Here is a 17,237-nt window from a genome sequence, read left to right on the forward strand (position 1 = left end):
TCAGGCGGCCTTGGGCAGTGCCGTCTCTACCAGCTTGGCCCAGTAGCTGGCGCCCAGCGGCAGCACCTCGTCGTTGAAGTCGTAGCGCGGGTTGTGGAGCATGCAGCCCAGTTCCGACCCGCCCTGGCCGATCCAGACATAGGTGCCCGGCCGTTCCTTCAGCATGAAGGCGAAGTCCTCCGCCCCCATGCTGGGCCCGAGGTCGTCATGCACCCGGTCCCTGCCGACCAGCGCCTCCGCGGCGGCGCGGGCCAGGTCGTTGGGGGTGCCGCTGCTGTTCACGGTGGGCGGGTAACCGATGCGGTACTCGATCTCCGCCGTCGCGCCGAACGCCTGCGGGATGGTGTCCACGATGCGGCGCAGGCCCGCCTCCAGCATGTCCCGCACCTCATGCGTCAGGGCGCGGACAGTGCCGCGCAGGGAAACCTCCTGCGGGATGACGTTGTAGGCGCTGCCGGCATTCACCTGGGTGATGCTGACCACGCCGGCCTCGATGGGGCTGACATTGCGGCTGACCAGGGTCTGGGCGGCCATGATCACCTGGGCGGCCACAACCACCGGGTCGATGGAATGGTGCGGCAGGGCGGCGTGGCCGCCGCGGCCGTAGATCCTGATGTCGAACTGGTCGGCGCCGGCCATGATCGGGCCGGGCTTCACCATGATCTCCCCCGGCGGCATGTCAGGCCAGTTGTGCATACCGAAGACCAGGTCGCAGGGGAACTTCTCGAACAGCCCCTCCTCCACCATCTTGCGGCCGCCGCCCTTCCCTTCCTCGGCGGGCTGGAAGATGAAGTTCACCGTACCGTCGAAGTTGCGCGTCTCCGCCAGGTAGCGGGCGGCCCCCAGCAGCATGGTGGTGTGGCCGTCATGGCCGCAGGCGTGCATCTTGCCGGGGACCTTGGAGGCGTGGGCGAAGTCGTTCGCCTCCTGCATGGGCAGCGCGTCCATGTCGGCACGCAGGCCGACGGCCCGGCCGTTGGGCCCCTTCGCCCCGTGCAGCACGCCCACCACGCCGGTACCCGCCAGGCCCCGGTGCACCTCGATCCCCCATTCCGCCAGCTTCGCCGCCACCAGGGCAGAGGTCTGGTGCTCCTCGAAGCCCAGTTCCGGGTTGGCGTGGATCTGGTGCCGCCATTGCGTCATGTCGGCGTGGAATTCGGCGATGCGGTTGACGATGGGCATGTCTCGAAACTCCGTTGGCCCGCGTCTTCCGCGCGGGTGCAAGGTGAGGACATTAGCAAGCGGCGCGGGCGCGGTCACCCTGGTAACGTTTGTTTTCGCAACGACTTCGGCCCGTGACACCGGTCACAGCCACGGGATACCGCCGCGGGTACCACCACGCCGCGGCCGACCCTATGGTGGTGTCGCCGCCAGATCATCGGGAGTCTTCGGACCATGAGCTTTTCGCTGCGCGCGCCAGCCGCCCTGGCGCTGCTGGCCGGCCTGACCCTGCCTGCCCCCGCCCTGGCCCAGGGTGGCCCGCCCCCGAAGGAGGGGTGGAATGCCCGTGTCGGCCTGCTGGGCCTGGTGCTGCCGGAATATGAGGGAGCGGACGAGTATGAGGTGAAGCCGGTCCCGGACCTGGAGATCACCTATGGCGAGACCTTCTTCCTGGATCGCCGAGGCCTGGGCGTGAACGTGCTGAACACCCGGTCCCTGACCGCCGGCGTCAGCCTGAACTATGACGGCGGGCGTGAGGAAAACGACAACGACGCCCTGCGCGGCCTGGGCGACGTGGACGGGACCATGGTCGGCACCGCCTTTGCCGAGTACCGGATCGGCCAGGTGGGGCTGGGGCTGGATGTGACGGGCGATCTGCTGGGCGACGGGCATGACGGGGTGACGGCCACCGTCTCCGCCATCTACCAGGCCCGGCCGACCGACGACCTGATGCTGTTCGCCGGTCCCTCCGCCACCTGGGCCAGCAAGGATTACATGCGGTCCTATTTCGGCATCACCCCGGCCCAGGCCGAGCGTTCCGGGCGGCCGGTATACGAGACCGACTCCGGCTTCAAGGACGTGGCCTTCACCGTGTTCGGCATCTACAGCCTGACGGAGGATTGGGCCCTGACCGGCATCGCCGGCTACAAGCGCCTGCTGGGCGACGCGAAGGACAGCCCCATCGTGGACCGGGACGGCAGCGCCGACCAGTTCTTCGGCGGGCTGGGCGTGAGCTACAGCTTCTGAGGTGGGGTGGGGCGGGGTTTCCGTTGGGCACCCTGACCCGCAGGCTCCAGCGCCATCCCCCACGGCGACAGTTGCCCTTCCCTGCTTCCCCCGCGCAGGCGGGGGTCCACGGTTTTTCCAGAACCCAGTGACAGCACATCCCTGGTCAAGAACTGTGGGCCCCCGCCTGCGCGGGGGAAACAGAAACGCGGCCCTGCCGCTTGACCCGACGCCTATGGCTTTCGCCGGGATGACGAAAGCTTCAATGGCTCCGGAAGACAAACACTACCCTCACCCCTCCCCCACCGGCAGGGTCACCGTCACCCGGAGGCCGCCGCCGGGCCGGTTGGACAGGCGGATTTCCCCGCCATGGCCGCGGATGATGTCGTTGGCGACCGACAGGCCCAGCCCCGTGCCGCCCGTGTCGCGGGAGCGGGAAGCCTCCAGCCGGTAAAAGGGCCGGAAGACGTTGTCGAACTCCGCCTCCGGGATGCCGGGGCCGTGGTCGTCGATGGTGACCGTCACCGTTTCCGCCCCGCGGGACAGGCCAAGCTCTGCCGTGCCGCCATACTTCACGGCATTGTCCAGCAGGTTGCAGAAGGCCCGGCGCAGGCCCATGCGACGGCCCATCACGGGCAGCGGCTGCGGCGCGGGGGTGAGGCCCACCGGCCTGCCGGCATCGCGCATGTCCTCCGCCACCTTGCCCAGCATGGCGTTGAGGTCGATGGCCTGCATCGGTTCCTCGTTCGCCTGGTCACGGGCGAAGGCCAGGGTGGAGCCGATCATCGCCTCCATCTCCGCCAGGTCCTCCAGCATCTTCTCCCGCACCGCGTCGTCGTCGATGAACTCCGCCCGGAGGCGCAGGCGGGTAAGCGGAGTGCGCAGGTCGTGGCTGACGGCGGCCAGCATGCGCGTCCGGTCCTCCACGAACGCCTTCAGCCGGCGCTGCATGGTGTTGAAGGCGCTGGCGGCCAGGCGCACCTCCCGCGGGCCGGACTCGTCCAGGGACGGCGCGCTCATGTCCACGCCCAGCCGGTTGGCGGCGGCGGCGAAGCGGCGAAGCGGCCGGGTGGTGAAGCCCAGCACCCAGGCGGACAGCAGGATGGCCACGGCGGCGCTGCCGGCGAGCGAGGCCATGAAGCCCGGCTCCTTCAGCGCGTCGGTGGCGGTGACGGGGGCGTGGAACTTCATCCAGGTGCCGTCCTTCAACTGGCGCGACACCTCGATGATGTTCGGCTCCGGCGGGGGCGGCAGGGGCACGCCGAAGGGCGGGACGGAGACGGCGGGGCTCATCTCCGGCTTGCCCTCCACCTTCTTCTGCCTCTCATAGACGTCCAGCACGACGGAATGGCCGGCCGCCGTGCGCACGGTCAGCTCCTGCTGCTTCAGGCTGGCCAGCAGGCCGGTGCGCACGTCGGTGGGCTGCCCCTCGATGGCCAGGGCGAAGGCGTCGAGGCAATTGGAGAGCTGCCCGCCTTCCGCGTCGGCCACCGCCTCTGCCCGGTCGTTGCGGTAAAGGCCCAGGGCGATGGCCTGCGACAGCAGGATGCCCCCCACCAGCACCGCGAAGATCGAGTAGGACATCCGGTCGGTGAGGGCCCTCATGGTGCGGAGACCTCCGGCGAGAAGATGTAGCCGCCCGAACGGACGGTCTTGATGATGGTGGGGTCGGCGGGGTCGGGCTCGATCTTCCGGCGCAGGCGGCTGATCTGCACGTCGATGGAGCGGTCGAACGGCCCGGCGGAGCGGCCACGGGTGATTTCCAGCAGATCATCCCGGGACAGCACCCGGCGTGGCCGGGTGGCCAGGGCCACCAGCAGCTCATACTCCCCGGCGGTCAGCGCCACCTCCTGCCCGTCCTTGTCGGTCAGGCGGCGCTGGGCCTGGTCCAGGGTGAATCCGCAGAAATGGACGGAGCCGGTGGCGACCGGCCCGGCATGGGACGTTCCCTGCGCCCGGCGCAGCACCGCCTTGATGCGGGCCACCAGTTCCCGCGGGTTGAAGGGCTTCGGCAGGTAGTCGTCGGCGCCGATCTCCAGGCCCAGGATGCGGTCCGCGTCCTCACCCATGGCGGACAGCATGACCACGGGGGGCCCACCTTCCGCCCGGACGGAGCGGCAGAGGGACAGCCCGTCCTCACCCGGCAGCATCAGGTCCAGCACGATCAGGTCTATGTTGCGGTCCGCCAGGAAGCGGCGCATCTCCGCCCCGTCCTTGGCGGCGGTGACACGGTATCCGTGGCGCGTCAGGTATCGCGTCAGCAGGTCCCTGATCTCTCGGTCGTCGTCGACGACAAGCAGATGCGTGGTCTCGGTCATGGCCGAATATTAACGTCGCCCTGGGGTGGTGCCGAACGGCTTGTTGTTACCGCACTGTAACGCTTTGGCCCCACCGATACGAAGTGTTTCAAAAGCCCCGCGCGGGTGACATGGACCGGCAACGGCCCTGTGGTCTCCTCCTCCTTACCTGATCCGTTCGCCGCCCCGGACGGTTGCCTTCCCACCGAGGAGACAACCAGATGCGTATCCTGACCGCCGCCGCCCTGGCGACCCTTTTGCTGGCCGCACCCGCCCTGGCCGCCACCGAGACGCCCGGCCGAGGTGAGGCAACAGCCGCCACGGCGCAGCCCATGACCATGTCCGAGGCCAAGCAGGTGGCACGTGCCCACCTGAAAGAGACCAAGAACAAGGGCTGGTTGGGCACCGGTCGGCAGGTGGACGGCAAGTACCACTTCAAGGTCGAGAGCCGCGAGGGCGTGCCCCTGGGCACCATCGTGGTGGACCCCGCCACCGGCAAGGTGGAGGGCTGACGTTCCGAGAGACCGCCGGCGGGCTGCCCCTGCCCGCCGTCGTCGGGGCGGCTCCCCGGTCGTCAAGCCGCCCCAACCCACTTGGCAGGCGGTGTTCCCCACCGCCTGCCAGGGTCCCCTTCCCGAGCCCCACCCAACCACCCCGCCCCGATCCCGAAAGGCCCGGTCGCATGAAGCTCAGCCAAGGACCCCTGGTCAGCCTGTTCGCCGAGGATACCGGCGTGCCGCTGCAACAGCGGCTGTTCGACCGGCTGCGCGGCGCCATCCTTTCCGGCGCGATAAGGCCGGGCGACCGCCTGCCCAGCACCCGGACCCTGTCCCGCGACCTGGGCGTGTCCCGCAACACGGTGGTGGCGGCGGTGGACCGGCTGACCTCCGAGGGTTACCTGGAAGCCCGGGTCGGCAGTGGCACCTACGTTTCGCGCGCCCTGCCGGAGGAGGCCATGGCCCCGGCCCTGCGCCTGGCCCCGACACCGCGGCCCGTGCGGCCGGCCACCGTCCCCGCCGCGGGGGCGGAGCTGCTGCCCTTCCGCCCCGGCGTCCCCGCCATCGACCAGTTCGAGGTGGAGACCTGGCGCAAGCTGCTGGCCAAGCGCTGGCGCGATGCCGCCGGCCTGCTGCTGGGGTCCGACACCTCAGGCGGGTGGCTGCCCTTGCGCCGCACCCTGGCCGCCCATTTGCAGACCAGCCGCGGGCTGGACTGCGACGCCGAACAGATCCTGGTGCTGCCGGGGCGCACGGCCGCCCTGCAGCTCGCCGCCGCCCTCGTCCTCGCCCCTGGCGCGCGGGTCTGGGTGGAGGACCCCGGCTGCCCCGTGCAGCGGACCGTGCTGAACGGGCGGGGGCTGCACCCGGTCACCGTGCCCGTGGACGCCGAAGGCATGGACGTCGACCGTGCCCAACGCCTAGCCCCGGACGTGGATGCCGCCCTGGTCACGCCGGGCTGGCAGTTCCCCCTGGGCGGCAGCCTGGGCATGCGCCGCCGGCAGGCGCTGTTGGCCTGGGCCCGGCGGTCCGGCGCCTGGATAATCGAGGATGATTGTGACGGCGGCATCCGCTACAGCGGCCGCCCGCTGGCCTCCCTGCAGGGGTTGGACGGCGGCGGCCGGGTGCTGCACCTGGGATGCCTGGAGCGGACCCTTGTGCCCGCCCTGCGGCTTGCCTGGCTGGTGGTGCCGCCGGAGCTGGTAGGCGCCGCCCAGGCCCTTCGCCAGACCCTGGACCTGGCCGTGGCCCTGCCGGAGCAGATGGCGGTGCACGACTTCCTGGCGGAGGGTCATTTCGCAAGCCACCTGCGGCGGGCCCGCTGTGCCTATGCCGAGCGGCAGGAGGCCCTGCTGACCGCGGCCAAGCGGCACTGGCATGGGGCGATCAGCCTTTCCCCCTCGCCGGCCGGGCTGCACCTGACCGGCCGGATCGACCCGGGCCTGGGTTTCGCCGACACGGAGCTGGAGGCCCTGGCCGCCGCCCACCGCCTGGAGCTTCCCGCCCTGTCCGGCTTCCGCCAGGGGGCGGGGGAGCGGGACATGGTGGTGCTGGGCTATGCCCCCTTCACGCCGGAAAGGATCGGCCGGGCCGCAGAGCGGCTGGCCCTGGTGCTGGACAGGGCCCTGCCCGCCCGCCGCCGCGGCCTGTTCCGCGCGGCCGTGCCGGCGGAATGAGGTCTCCAGCATTTTAAGAATTTTTCAGACCGGCCTTAAAGACGCCTGCCCCGCGACCGGCGCATCCTTTGCCCCATGACGGCCGCGGCAGAAGCAGGCGGCCAGGATGATCGCTTCGGGGGATGTAGATATGAACACCGTATCCGCCTGGTTCCTGCGGCTGGCGGCCCTGTCCGGCGTGGGGCCATGGGCGTGGGCATCGCCATGGCCATGAGCGGCGACCACAGCCAGGTGCCGGTGCATGTGCACCTGAACACGCTGGGCTGGCTGTCCATGACCTTGTTCGGGCTGGTCTACCACGTGGTGCCCGACATGGCCTGGGGCCGGCTGCCCCGCTGGCACCTGGGCGCCTCGGCCACCGGTTTGGCCCTGATGCTGCCGGCGCTGGTGATGATCGGCATGGGCCAGCATGAGAAAGTGGGCCCGCTGGCGGGGGCCGGCGCGATGCTCACCATCCTTGGCATGGCGCTGTTCGCCGTGCAGGTCTTCCGGGCCACCAGTTCGGCCCGACGGGCTGCGGCCCTGCCGGCGGCGGAGTAACGGCAGGGCTGCGCGGACGGCCGGCAGGGGAACATCGGGGGCCCTGTTCCCTTGCCGGCTGTCCAATCCAATTTAAGGGCCTGCGGTACCGCCAGAAGGAACCAACATGGCGCGGCAGGCTTTCGGCATCACCCGGGCCCCGGAGATCGACCGGCCCGGGCTTACTTGGTTCAACACCGGCAGGCCGCTGTCCCTGAAGGACCTGCGCGGCAAGCTGGTACTCCTGGATTTCTGGACCTTCTGCTGCATCAATTGCGTCCAGATCCTGCCCACCCTGCGGCTGGTGGAAGAGACGTTCCCCGACGACGTGGTGGTCATCGGCGTCCACTCCCCCAAGTTCAGCGCGGAGCGCCAGCCGAAGAACGTGGCCGCCGCTATCGCCCGCTATGGCATCCGGCACCCGGTGGCCCACGACCCCGGCTTCCAGCTCTGGCAGCAATACGGCGTGCGGGCCTGGCCTACCCTCTCCTTCATCTCCCCCCACGGCTATGTGGTGGGCCAGACCTCCGGCGAGTCGGACCCGCAGGTCCTGTTGGAGGCGGTGACCGAGGCGTTGCGCCAGTACCATGGGGAGGGGCTGATGCGCCCCGGCGCACTGGACCTGCCGGAGCCCGTGGTGCCTGCCGGCAGCCTGCTGTTCCCCGGTAAGGTCAAGCCCTTGCCCGGGCCGGACAAGGGCTGGGTCGTGGCGGATGCGGGCCACCACCAGGTGGTCCTGCTGGATGATGAGGGGCAGGAGTTGCTGCGCTTCGGCTCCGGCCGGGAAGGGCCGGGGGACGGGGCCGCGTCCCACGGCGTGTTCAGCAGCCCCCAGGGGCTGGTGGCGGATGAGGACAGCGTCTATGTGGCCGACACGGGCAACCATGCCGTCCGCCGCATCGACCGGGCAACGGGGAAATCACCACCCTGGCCGGGACGGGCAAGCGCGGGCCGGCACTGGGCTTCGATCCCGTCCCCGGCCTTGCCACCGCCCTCGCCTCCCCCTGGGATTTGGAACTGAAGGGCCGCACCCTGTACATCGCCAACGCCGGCACCCACCAACTCGCCGCCCTGGACCTGGACACGGGGGAGCTTCGCGCCATCGCCGGCAGCGGGGCGGAAGGGCTGCATGACGGCCCGGCGGCGGAGATGCCGCTGGCCCAGCCCAGCGGCTTGAGCCTGTCTCCAGACGGGGCCACCTTGTACTTCGCCGACAGCGAGACCTCCTCCGTCCGCGCCCTGGACCTTACATCCGGCACCGTAAGGACCCTGGTGGGTACGGGCTTGTTCGACTTCGGCAACGAGGATGGCCCGCTGGACCGGGCCAAGCTGCAACATCCGCTGGGCGTGGCGGCGTGGGGAAACGGCAAGCTGCTGGTGGCGGACAGCTACAACGCCGCCATCCGGGTGCTGGACCTGGAAACAGGGACCCTTATGGAGCTGGAACAGGGCCGTATCACCTGCATCGACCCCGTCTGCCTGCCCTATAGCGAACCGGCGGGCGTCTGGGCCGACGGGCCGGACCGCATCCTGGTCAGCGACACCAACAACCACCGCATCATGGAAATCCGGCTGGATACGGGCACGAGCCGGACGTGGGCGGGATAACCGGTGACTAGCCGGCTCTTATCGCCCGGTGGCGGCCTTGATGCTTGCCAGTCGGTCGAGCAACACCGGCAGGGCTGGTGCCTTTATCGGCAGGTCTGTCAGCCTTTCGGCCATCTTCTCCACCCGGATCAGGCCTGACCGGGCCGCCACCTTCAGCCAGTCGATGTCCTTCTCTCGCCAGGCGCACAACTTCGACAGGGCAACATCATCATTCTCAGGGCACACGACCCTGATGTCATCCGGTGTCAGATGTGTCTTCTGCCGAGCTTCCCATCCGGCCGGAAGGATCGCCGTCGTCGGGCTCACCCCATCGCAGAAGTATCCAAACCGGGCGTGGAAGGGACTATCCCTGCCGAGGCTGCCGTCGATGATCTCTGACACCAGTTCCACGTCATCAGCGTGCGGCGCGTAGATATCGACCTCCGGCGTCAGCATCATCGTCGCGGGGAGAGTCCGCGCGTTCAGGATCATCGCCCCGCTGCCGACCATGACGAAGCTTGCCTGACCGGTGAGCGTAGCTGCGGCCCGCAAGATATGATGGATCTTTTCCCGGTTGAGCATCACTCAGCGGCGTCTTGCGCTTCCCCGTAGAAGGCGGGCCTTGTCTCGCGGATCAGGGCGCCGCGGGGGGTGTCCTCAACGAGGGCGGCAGCAATCTCATGGGCTGGCAGATCCAGCAGGTCACGCCAGAGGGCCGTGTACCGGGCCATATGGGGATCGTTCGCCATGAAGCGTTCCACGTGCCGCTTGGCGTTGGCGACCAGCGACGCGTCGCGCCGCAACTGGTCCGCCAGGATCAGTGCCTTGCGGTAGTCGCGTTCTTCATGCCGGTCATGGAAAACAGTCTTCATGAGCGGGTCCCCACGGCAGCCATTGTGGCCCGTACCCCGGCGTAAATCAATGATGGCCCGGCGACCAGCCCCATACCCTGTCTATACAGCCATGCCATCCGCCCCCTTGCCCGGCGGGGGCGGGGCGGCGCATCCTGCGGGGCAGAGAAGAAACGATCCTTGGGACGGGACGCACCGCCATGCAAGCCCCTGCGCACCTTGGCAATTCGGCCGCGAGCCGCGACATCGCCTATCACCTGCACCCCTACACGAACGCCAAGGCGCATGAGAGCGTCGGCCCGCTGGTGATCAGCGGCGGCAAGGGCGTGACCGTCACGGACGACACCGGCAAGAGCTACATCGAGGGCGTGGCCGGCCTGTGGTGCACCTCGCTGGGCTTCGACGAGCCGCGGCTGGTGGATGCCGCCATCGCGCAGATGCGCAAGCTGCCCTTCTATCACGCCTTCGCCCACAAGTCGCATGAGCCCGCCATCGACCTGGCGGAGAAGCTGGTGGCCCTGGCGCCCGTGCCCATGAGCAAGGCCTTCTTTGCCTGTTCGGGGTCGGAGGCCAACGATACGGCCATAAAGCTGGTCTGGTACTACAACAACGCCCTGGGCCGGCCGGAGAAGAAGAAGATCATCGCCCGGACCAAGGCCTATCACGGCGTTACCGTGGCGGCGGCCAGCCTGACGGGCCTGCCCAACTGCCACCGCGACTTCGACCTGCCCATCGCCCGGGTGCTGCACACGGACTGCCCCCACTATTACCGCTTCGGCCAGGACGGGGAGACGGAGGAGCAGTTCGCCACCCGGCTCGCCGACAATCTGGAAGCCCTGATCCTGCGGGAGGGGCCGGAGACGGTGGCCGCTTTCTTCGCGGAGCCCGTGATGGGCGCGGGCGGCGTGATCCCCCCGCCCGCGACGTACTTTGAGAAGGTCCAGGCGGTCCTGGCCAAGTACGACGTGCTGTTGGTGGCGGATGAGGTGATCTGCGGCTATGGCCGGACCGGCAACATGTGGGGCAGCCAGACCTATGGCATGCGGCCGGACATCCTGACGTCGGCCAAGGCGCTCACCTCCGCCTACCTGCCCCTGTCGGCGGTGCTGGTGTCCGACGCCATCTATAAGGCCTGCGTGGCGGAGTCGGAGAAGATCGGTGTCTTCGGCCACGGTTTCACCTATGGCGGCCACCCCGTGAGCTGCGCCGTCGCCCTGGAGACCCTGAAGATCTATGAGGAGCGGGACATCGTCGCCCGGGTGCGCGACCTGTCCCCCCGCATGCAGGGCACCCTGCGCCGGTACCTGGACCACCCGCTGGTGGGGGAGGTGCGCGGCGTCGGCCTGATCGCCGGGGTGGAGCTGGTGGCGGACAAGGCCACCAAGCAGCCCTTCGACCCGAAGCTGAACGTGGCCGGCAAGCTGGTCGCCTTCGCCCACCAGCACGGCGCCATCCTGCGCCCCATCGGCGACACGGTGGGCTTCAGCCCGCCCCTGGTCATCAACGAAGGCGAGCTGGACGAGCTGCTGGCCCGCTTCGGCAAGGCGCTGGACGACACGGCGGACTGGCTGGTTCGGGAGGGGGTGCGGGTGGCCTGACGGTTTGCGGGTGCGCGGCGTGCCCCTTGCCTCGCGCACCCGCTTTGCTAGAGTACGGCCATGGCGACACGCATCCCCCTGTCCGGCGAGCAGCTTCGGGCTGCCAGAGCCCTGCTGGGCTACGACCCCGGCCATATCACCTTCCTGACGGCGGTGCCGGAGGAGGTGGTCTTGGCCGTGGAGGAAAGCCGCGACCCGGCGGGGCACTGGCCAGAGGCGGTGCGGTCCATCCGCGACAAGTTCGAGGAGTTGGGCCTGGAGTTCCATGCCGGCGGGGTCCGGCGGCAGGAGCTAACCCCGGACGAGCGGGCCGAGGGAGACGCGCGGAAGCGACAGTTCCAGGCCTTCCTGCGGGAACAAGCGGGCCTTTATCCCGGTATCGGCAGCGGCCAGGCCGATACGCTTTATGGTGACGACGGCCTGCCGGCATGATTGCCATCGACACGTCCGCGGTGCTGGCGATCCTGTTGCTGGAGCCTGAGGAAGACCATTTCCTCGACTTGGTCCGGACCGCCCGTGGCGTGTGCATGTCGGCGGTGAACCTGCATGAATGCGCAATGGTCCTGACCGGCAGGCAGGGCAGCGGGGGCATGCCGGACATCCTGGAACGGTTCATCGCCGAATTCGGCGTGGCCATGGTGCCGTTCGGGCTTGCGGACGTGCGGGAGGCCCAGGACGCGTTCCGCCGCTTCGGCAAGGGCCGGCACCCCGCGGCGCTGAACATGGGGGACTGCGCCGCCTATGCCCTGGCCCGGTCCCGCCGCATCCCCCTGCTGTACAAGGGCAACGACTTCCGCCGCACAGACCTGGCCCCCGCATTCCGGCCGCATTGAGCCATTCCCCGCGACGGGGCGCCCCCGCATCCGTTATAGCTGTCAGGAGCAACCGTCCCCGACACGCAACCACGGATCGCCCGTTGACCGCGCCAAAGAAGAAAGAAGCCCCCTTCCCCAGCCGGGAGCAGGTCCTGGAATTCATCCGGGAGAGCCCCTTTCCCGTGGGCAAGCGGGAAATCGCCCGGGCCTTCCACATCACAGGGGACAACCGCGCCCTGCTGAAGCATTTGCTGCGGGAGCTTGAGGCGGACGGGTCCATCGAGAAGGGCGGACAGCGCCGCGTCTCCGTTCCCGCGGCACTGCCGGAGGTGGGTGTCCTCATCATCACCGACATCGACCCGGACGGGGAGGTGCTGGCCCGGCCCACCAACTGGACGGACGAGGAGAACGAACCACCCCGCATCGTCATGCAGCCGGAGCGGCGGGGCAACCCGGCCCTGGCCGTGGGCGACCGGGTGCTGGCCCGGCTGGCCCGGGTGGAAGACACCCTCTATGAGGGCCGCACCATCAAGAAGCTGGGCGGCAACGAGACTGCCCGGGTGGTGGGCGTGTATGAGCTGGGCCGCGACGGTGGCCGCCTACGCCCCGCCGACCGCAAGGCCAAGGCCGAACTGGTCATCATGCCCCAGAACAGCGAGGGCGCCCGGCCGGGTGAGCTGGTGGTGGCGGAGCTGCTGCCCTCCTCCCGCCACGGGCTGAAGCAGGCAAGGGTGGTGGAGCGGCTGGGCGGGGTGGAGGAGCCCAAGGCCATCAGCCTGATCGCCATCCACCAGAACGGCATCCCTACCGTCTTCCCCAAGGCCGCCATCGAAGAGGCGGAGCGGGCGGAGGAGCCGACGCTGGAAGGGCGCACGGACCTGCGCGACTTCCCCCTGGTCACCATCGACGGGGCGGACGCGCGGGACTTCGACGACGCCGTCTTCGCCGAGCCGGACACGGACCCGGAGAACAAGGGCGGCTGGCACCTGCTGGTGGCCATCGCCGACGTCAGCTTCTATGTGCGGCCCGGCTCCGCCCTGGACCGGGCGGCCTATGAGCGGGGCAACAGCTGCTACTTCCCCGACCGGGTCGTGCCCATGCTGCCGGAAGCCCTGTCCAATGAGCTGTGCAGCCTGAAGCCCAAGGTGAACCGGGCCTGCCTGGCCGTGCATTTGTGGATCGACGCCAAGGGCAACCTGAAGCGCCACAAGTTCGTGCGCGGGCTGATGCGCTCCGCCGCCCGGCTGACCTATGAGCAGGCGCAGGCTGCCCATGACGGGCAACCGGATGAGACCACAGGGCCCCTGCTGGATACCGTGATCCGGCCGCTCTACGGCGCCTATGACGTGCTGGCCAAGGCGCGGCAGAAGCGGGGCACCCTGGAACTGGACCTGCCGGAGCGCAAGGTGCGCCTGACCCCGGACGGCAAGGTGGCCGAGATCGGCGTGCGGGAGCGGCTGGACAGCCACCGCCTGATCGAGGAGTTCATGATCGCCGCCAACGTGGCCGCAGCGGAGGCCCTGGAGGCCAGGCACGCGCCCTGCATGTACCGCGTCCATGCCGAGCCCGCGCGGGACAAGCTGGAGCCGCTGCGGGAGTTCCTGAAGACCTTCGGCTACAATCTGGCCAAGGGGCAGGTGCTGAAGCCCATCGCCTTCACCAACATCCTCGACAAGGCCAGGGACACGCCAGAGTCCGAACTGATCAGCACGGTCATCCTGCGCAGCCAGGCCCAGGCGGTGTACCAGCCGGAGAACATCGGCCATTTCGGCCTGGCGCTCACCCGCTACGCCCACTTCACCAGCCCGATCCGGCGCTATGCCGACCTGCTGGTGCACCGGTCGCTGGTGCGGTCCTATCGCCTGGGTGATGGCGGGCTGGACGACCATGAGGCCGCCACCCTGGACAAGATCGGCGAACATATCAGCTTGACCGAGCGCCGTGCGGCGGAGGCCGAACGGGACAGCATGAACCGCTACATCGCCGCATACCTGGCTGACCGGGTGGGCGGGATGTTCAGCGGCAAGATCGGCGGCGTCACCCATTTCGGCCTGTTCGTCACGTTGGACGAGACGGGGGCGGACGGGCTGGTGCCCGTCTCCAGCCTGCCCGAGGACTTCTATGACCATGACGAGGCCAACCACGCCCTGGTTGGCCGGCGGTCCCGGCGGGTGTTCCGGTTGGGCTCCCGGGTCAAGGTGCGGCTGGTGGAGGCGGACCCCATCGCCGGCAGCATGGTGTTCCGCCTGCTGGACGAGGACGGGGCGGATTTGCCCCCCGGCCGCGGCGGGGCGCGGATGACCATGCCGCGCCGCGGCCGGGACCGGGACCGGAATTTCTCGGAAGGGGGGTCCCTGGACGCGCCCAAGCCGCCCCGGCGGCGGCGATAGTGCGGTTCCCGGTCGCGTGAGCCCAGCCGCGGGTGCGGCGGAGCCTGCCCCGGCCCCCGAGCCGGGGGCGATTGAGGACCCCGAAGAGCTGGGGCCGATTCCAGTGCGCTGGAAATGGCACCAGCCAGACGGGGTAGGCCCTACCCTCCCAGGGCCTTTACCCAGCCATGCGGATTGTGCAGAGTCCCCCCATGCGCGACGTAGACCTGCCCCGGACCCTTCCCCTCCCCCGGCCCGCCTTGGCGGGCGGGACCGCCGACTGACAGGGATCGCCAATGCCCAAGCGCCTCGCCCCCCTTGCCCTGGCTGTCGCCCTGGCCCTTGGTGGCGGGGGCATGGCCTGGACACCCCCGGCTGTGGCGCAGGAAGGGCGTGGGGCGCTGGAACGGCTGCCGGGTGAGCGGCTGTTCACCGTCGCCTACACCCAGATCGCCGACGTGTACCTGGACCCACCCGACCTGCGCCGGCTGATGGTGGACGGGCTGCGCGGGCTGGCGGAGGTGGAGCCGGGGCTGAGCCTGGGCCTGGGCAAGGACAAGCTGGTTGCTAAAGTCGGCAACCTGTCCCTGGGCGAGATGGCCCTACCCGACGGCAACGACCCGCAGGACTGGGCCCAGGCCACGGCCAAGGTGCTGGAGAAGCTGCGCCCCCTTTCCCCCAAGCTGGGCGGGATGGGCCGGGATGAGCTGTACAGCCATTTCTTCACGGCCATGGTGTCCGACCTTGACCCCTATTCCCGCTATACCGACGCCCGCCAAGCCGGGGCGGAGCGGTCGCAGCGGGAAGGCTATGGCGGCGTCGGCATCAGCATCCGCTATGCCGGCAACATCCCGGAGATCGCCGCGATCCAACCCGACGGGCCGGCGGAGAAGGCCGGGCTGGTGATCGGGGAGCGCATCTACGCCATTGACGGCACTTCCACCGCGGGGCTGGAGCAGGATGCCGTCGGCAACCGCCTGCGCGGCATGGAGGGCACCTCCGTGCTGCTGACGGTGGGGCCCGTGGCCAACCACACCCGCAAGGTCTCCGTCCGCCGGGCCCATGTGGTGCCCACCACGGTGGAGGCGCGGATCACCGACGGGGTCGGCGTGCTGCGGGTGGACCGCTTCAACGCCGCGACGGAGACCACCCTGCGTGCCGCCGCGGCCCGGCTGGCGCAGCAGCTTGGGCCGTCGGCCAAGGGCTATGTCCTGGACCTGCGGGGCAACCCCGGCGGCAAGCTCGATCAGGCGGTGGCCGTGGCCGACCTGTTCGTGCGCGAGGGTCGGATCATCACCACCCGTGGCCGCAACCCCGCCAGCCTGCAGCAATGGGATGCCAAGCCGGACGACATCCTGGATGGCAAGCCCATGGTGGTGCTGGTGGATGGCCGCAGCGCCTCCGCGGCGGAGATCGTGGCCGCCTCGTTGCAGGATTCGGGGCGGGCCGTGCTGGTGGGCGCCTCTTCCTATGGCAAGGGCAGCGTACAGACCGTGACCACCCTGCCGAACCAGGGTGAGCTGTTCCTGACCTGGGCGCGCATCTATGCCCCCAGCGGCTATACCCTGCACCGCCAGGGGGTGCAGCCCACCATCTGCACCAGCAACGACGTGGCGACGCCCGAGCAGGCCTTCCAGGTGCTGAAGGCCGGCGGCACCGTCCCGCCCTCCACGCTCGCCTTGTGGCGCATGCGGGCCCCGGAGGATGAGGCGGCGCTGACCGAATTGCGCGGCGCCTGCCCTTACAAGGAGCACGCGCCCGAGCTGGACGTGGACATCGCCAAGGCCCTGCTGGGCGACCCCAACCTGTACGCCCGCGCCCTGGCCCTGTCCGGGACCCGCATGGCGCAGCGCTGATTTCGTGTCCTCTCAAACGGCGGGCGCCGTCGTCACGGCCGTGAGCCGTACCGGCAGGCCAGGACGGCTCCTTCTGGTGGATTGCCCTTGACATCAGGGCGCTTATGGCTAGATTGCCGCGCTACGCCGCAGGGATGCGGTACGGATTCGTTTCACGGCCTGGCATGACGCTGTGGCCGCCCAAGTAAGGCCGCAGGTAGGACTCGTATCATGGCAAAGCAGAACACCGTGCTGATCAAGCTCGTCAGCACCGCCGACACCGGGTACTTCTACGTGAAGAAGAAGAACCCCCGTAAGACGACCGAGAAGCTGTCGTTCAACAAGTACGACCCGGTCGCCCGCAAGCATGTCGAGTTCAAGGAAGCCAAGATGAAGTAAGCGGCCCCGCCGCGCTTCGTCCGAAAGGCCGCCCCGCAAGGGCGGCCTTTTTGTTTTGGGACGTGCAAAATACCGAAGGTCACCCCGGGACTGACCCCGGGTGCCTTGGCAAAGCTGATTTGCCAACGGGCGGCAGCGGATGACAGGATAAGGAAAACGGGCGTTCGGTGCCCTGCATGGGCCAATCCCGATCGACTGTCTTGCCGGTCAAGTGGTTTGCAATGAGGTCTTGTCCCTGAGGATGAGCAGGAGCTTTCGGGCGACGGCGACGAGCACCTGGCGCGGGTTCACCAGCGGCAGCCCCGCCGCGGCCAGCCCGGCCGCCATTACCATCTCAAACTCGCCGATGGCATCCAGTACCACCAGCGCCGGGCCGAGCGCCAACAGCCGCACCGCCAGCGCGCCGTCGCGCGCGACGGCGAGGGCCTCCCCCGTGGGCCGGGCACGCGCGTCCAGCCGGTCCTTGGAGACGTCCACTCCGACGTACAGCAGGTCCCCCGACATGACCCCTCCTTGCCGATGCGAGCTCGCTTGGCGGCTCCGGCGACTGTCCGGGTTTCGGGGAACGACGGCCGGGGGCCCGCGCTCGGGAACGGGCTTCGCTGCCCTGAGGCCTCCCGGCCGCTGC

The 17,237-nt window shown here is 69.3% G+C and carries 17 protein-coding genes and 1 pseudogene; 12 read left to right on the forward strand and 6 right to left on the reverse strand.

The features are described from left to right. Positions 1-1,182 carry a M20 aminoacylase family protein gene (locus tag HHL28_RS08385; protein WP_075768850.1) on the reverse strand — a complete coding sequence of 394 codons (1,182 nt, stop codon included), beginning with the start codon at positions 1,180-1,182 and terminating at the stop codon, positions 1-3. A 213-nt stretch (positions 1,183-1,395) separates the two neighbouring features. On the opposite strand from HHL28_RS08385, the gene HHL28_RS08390 reads away from it, so the two are divergent. After that, positions 1,396-2,187, forward strand: a complete 792-nt coding sequence (locus tag HHL28_RS08390; RefSeq protein WP_075768849.1) for a MipA/OmpV family protein — start codon at positions 1,396-1,398, stop codon at positions 2,185-2,187. 270 nt (positions 2,188-2,457) lie between these two features. On the opposite strand, the gene HHL28_RS18480 is transcribed toward HHL28_RS08390, so the two are convergent. Continuing rightward, positions 2,458-3,771, reverse strand: coding sequence for a HAMP domain-containing histidine kinase (locus tag HHL28_RS18480; RefSeq protein WP_075768848.1), 1,314 nt, complete (start codon positions 3,769-3,771; stop codon positions 2,458-2,460). Beyond that, positions 3,768-4,484, reverse strand: coding sequence for a response regulator (locus HHL28_RS08400; protein WP_075768847.1), 717 nt, complete (start codon positions 4,482-4,484; stop codon positions 3,768-3,770). The genes HHL28_RS18480 and HHL28_RS08400 overlap by 4 nt, the downstream gene beginning before the upstream one ends. Before the next feature lie 200 nt (positions 4,485-4,684). Between HHL28_RS08400 and HHL28_RS08405 the strand changes: the two genes are divergently transcribed. From HHL28_RS08405 to HHL28_RS18490, 5 genes are all read left to right on the forward strand, one after another. Beyond that, complete coding sequence (locus tag HHL28_RS08405) at positions 4,685-4,975, forward strand: PepSY domain-containing protein (RefSeq protein ID WP_075768846.1); 291 nt, start codon at positions 4,685-4,687, stop codon at positions 4,973-4,975. 170 nt (positions 4,976-5,145) lie between these two features. Beyond that, the gene (pdxR, locus tag HHL28_RS08410) at positions 5,146-6,636 is read left to right on the forward strand and encodes a MocR-like pyridoxine biosynthesis transcription factor PdxR (RefSeq protein WP_075768845.1); all 1,491 of its coding nucleotides are present in this window, start codon (positions 5,146-5,148) and stop codon (positions 6,634-6,636) included. Between the two features lie 186 nt (positions 6,637-6,822). Further along, entirely contained in the window at positions 6,823-7,176 is a 354-nt protein-coding gene (locus HHL28_RS08415; protein ID WP_169654979.1) for a hypothetical protein, read from the forward strand. Between the two features lie 106 nt (positions 7,177-7,282). Further along, the gene (locus HHL28_RS18485; protein ID WP_404326818.1) at positions 7,283-8,176 is read left to right on the forward strand and encodes a redoxin domain-containing protein; all 894 of its coding nucleotides are present in this window, start codon (positions 7,283-7,285) and stop codon (positions 8,174-8,176) included. Then, entirely contained in the window at positions 8,167-8,763 is a 597-nt protein-coding gene (locus tag HHL28_RS18490) for an NHL repeat-containing protein (RefSeq protein WP_404326820.1), read from the forward strand. The genes HHL28_RS18485 and HHL28_RS18490 overlap by 10 nt, the downstream gene beginning before the upstream one ends. Before the next feature lie 18 nt (positions 8,764-8,781). Here HHL28_RS18490 and HHL28_RS08425 read toward each other — a convergent pair whose 3' ends face one another. Then, positions 8,782-9,324 (reverse strand): DUF6036 family nucleotidyltransferase, encoded by a 543-nt coding sequence (locus tag HHL28_RS08425; RefSeq protein ID WP_075768842.1) that lies wholly within the window; start codon positions 9,322-9,324, stop codon positions 8,782-8,784. Continuing rightward, the gene (locus tag HHL28_RS08430; RefSeq protein ID WP_075768841.1) at positions 9,324-9,614 is read right to left on the reverse strand and encodes a hypothetical protein; all 291 of its coding nucleotides are present in this window, start codon (positions 9,612-9,614) and stop codon (positions 9,324-9,326) included. Before HHL28_RS08430 ends, HHL28_RS08425 begins: the two co-directional genes overlap by 1 nt. Positions 9,615-9,793: 179 nt before the next feature. On the opposite strand from HHL28_RS08430, the gene HHL28_RS08435 reads away from it, so the two are divergent. The 6 genes from HHL28_RS08435 to rpmG all read left to right on the forward strand — a co-directional run bounded on the left by HHL28_RS08435 (position 9,794) and on the right by rpmG (position 16,609). After that, positions 9,794-11,191 carry an aspartate aminotransferase family protein gene (locus HHL28_RS08435; RefSeq protein ID WP_075768840.1) on the forward strand — a complete coding sequence of 466 codons (1,398 nt, stop codon included), beginning with the start codon at positions 9,794-9,796 and terminating at the stop codon, positions 11,189-11,191. 60 nt (positions 11,192-11,251) lie between these two features. Next, on the forward strand, positions 11,252-11,623 hold the full coding sequence (locus HHL28_RS08440; protein WP_075768839.1) for a hypothetical protein: 372 nt from the start codon (positions 11,252-11,254) through the stop codon (positions 11,621-11,623). Continuing rightward, positions 11,620-12,024: a type II toxin-antitoxin system VapC family toxin gene (locus HHL28_RS08445; RefSeq protein ID WP_075768838.1), complete on the forward strand. Its 405-nt coding sequence runs from the start codon at positions 11,620-11,622 to the stop codon at positions 12,022-12,024. The genes HHL28_RS08440 and HHL28_RS08445 overlap by 4 nt, the downstream gene beginning before the upstream one ends. Positions 12,025-12,107: 83 nt before the next feature. After that, positions 12,108-14,396, forward strand: coding sequence for a ribonuclease R (rnr, locus tag HHL28_RS08450; RefSeq protein WP_075768837.1), 2,289 nt, complete (start codon positions 12,108-12,110; stop codon positions 14,394-14,396). 275 nt (positions 14,397-14,671) lie between these two features. Further along, on the forward strand, positions 14,672-16,231 hold the full coding sequence (locus HHL28_RS08455) for a S41 family peptidase (RefSeq protein ID WP_075768836.1): 1,560 nt from the start codon (positions 14,672-14,674) through the stop codon (positions 16,229-16,231). A gap of 210 nt (positions 16,232-16,441) precedes the next feature. Beyond that, positions 16,442-16,609: a 50S ribosomal protein L33 gene (rpmG, locus tag HHL28_RS08460; RefSeq protein ID WP_075768835.1), complete on the forward strand. Its 168-nt coding sequence runs from the start codon at positions 16,442-16,444 to the stop codon at positions 16,607-16,609. A 273-nt stretch (positions 16,610-16,882) separates the two neighbouring features. On the opposite strand, the pseudogene HHL28_RS08465 reads toward rpmG, so the two are convergent. Then, positions 16,883-17,113 (reverse strand): annotated as a pseudogene (locus tag HHL28_RS08465) (IS110-like element ISMno7 family transposase); the annotation flags it as partial. Positions 17,114-17,237 lie beyond the last annotated feature (124 nt).

The sequence above is a fragment of the Aerophototrophica crusticola genome (assembly GCF_012913305.1).
GTDB classification, from domain to species: domain Bacteria; phylum Pseudomonadota; class Alphaproteobacteria; order Azospirillales; family Azospirillaceae; genus Niveispirillum; species Niveispirillum crusticola.

What these genes read in the sequence shown, in the direction of transcription:
- HHL28_RS08430 (WP_075768841.1), bottom strand. Translation starts at nt 9,614, where the DNA reads ATGAAGACTGTTTTCCATGACCGGCATGAAGAACGCGACTACCGCAAG.
- HHL28_RS08445 (WP_075768838.1), top strand. Translation starts at nt 11,620, where the DNA reads ATGATTGCCATCGACACGTCCGCGGTGCTGGCGATCCTGTTGCTGGAG.
- HHL28_RS08400 (WP_075768847.1), bottom strand. Translation starts at nt 4,484, where the DNA reads ATGACCGAGACCACGCATCTGCTTGTCGTCGACGACGACCGAGAGATC.
- HHL28_RS08405 (WP_075768846.1), top strand. Translation starts at nt 4,685, where the DNA reads ATGCGTATCCTGACCGCCGCCGCCCTGGCGACCCTTTTGCTGGCCGCA.
- rpmG (WP_075768835.1), top strand. Translation starts at nt 16,442, where the DNA reads ATGGCAAAGCAGAACACCGTGCTGATCAAGCTCGTCAGCACCGCCGAC.
- HHL28_RS08390 (WP_075768849.1), top strand. Translation starts at nt 1,396, where the DNA reads ATGAGCTTTTCGCTGCGCGCGCCAGCCGCCCTGGCGCTGCTGGCCGGC.
- pdxR (WP_075768845.1), top strand. Translation starts at nt 5,146, where the DNA reads ATGAAGCTCAGCCAAGGACCCCTGGTCAGCCTGTTCGCCGAGGATACC.
- HHL28_RS08440 (WP_075768839.1), top strand. Translation starts at nt 11,252, where the DNA reads ATGGCGACACGCATCCCCCTGTCCGGCGAGCAGCTTCGGGCTGCCAGA.
- HHL28_RS08425 (WP_075768842.1), bottom strand. Translation starts at nt 9,324, where the DNA reads ATGCTCAACCGGGAAAAGATCCATCATATCTTGCGGGCCGCAGCTACG.
- HHL28_RS08435 (WP_075768840.1), top strand. Translation starts at nt 9,794, where the DNA reads ATGCAAGCCCCTGCGCACCTTGGCAATTCGGCCGCGAGCCGCGACATC.
- HHL28_RS18480 (WP_075768848.1), bottom strand. Translation starts at nt 3,771, where the DNA reads ATGAGGGCCCTCACCGACCGGATGTCCTACTCGATCTTCGCGGTGCTG.
- HHL28_RS08385 (WP_075768850.1), bottom strand. Translation starts at nt 1,182, where the DNA reads ATGCCCATCGTCAACCGCATCGCCGAATTCCACGCCGACATGACGCAA.
- HHL28_RS18485 (WP_404326818.1), top strand. Translation starts at nt 7,283, where the DNA reads ATGGCGCGGCAGGCTTTCGGCATCACCCGGGCCCCGGAGATCGACCGG.
- HHL28_RS08415 (WP_169654979.1), top strand. Translation starts at nt 6,823, where the DNA reads ATGGGCGTGGGCATCGCCATGGCCATGAGCGGCGACCACAGCCAGGTG.
- HHL28_RS08455 (WP_075768836.1), top strand. Translation starts at nt 14,672, where the DNA reads ATGCCCAAGCGCCTCGCCCCCCTTGCCCTGGCTGTCGCCCTGGCCCTT.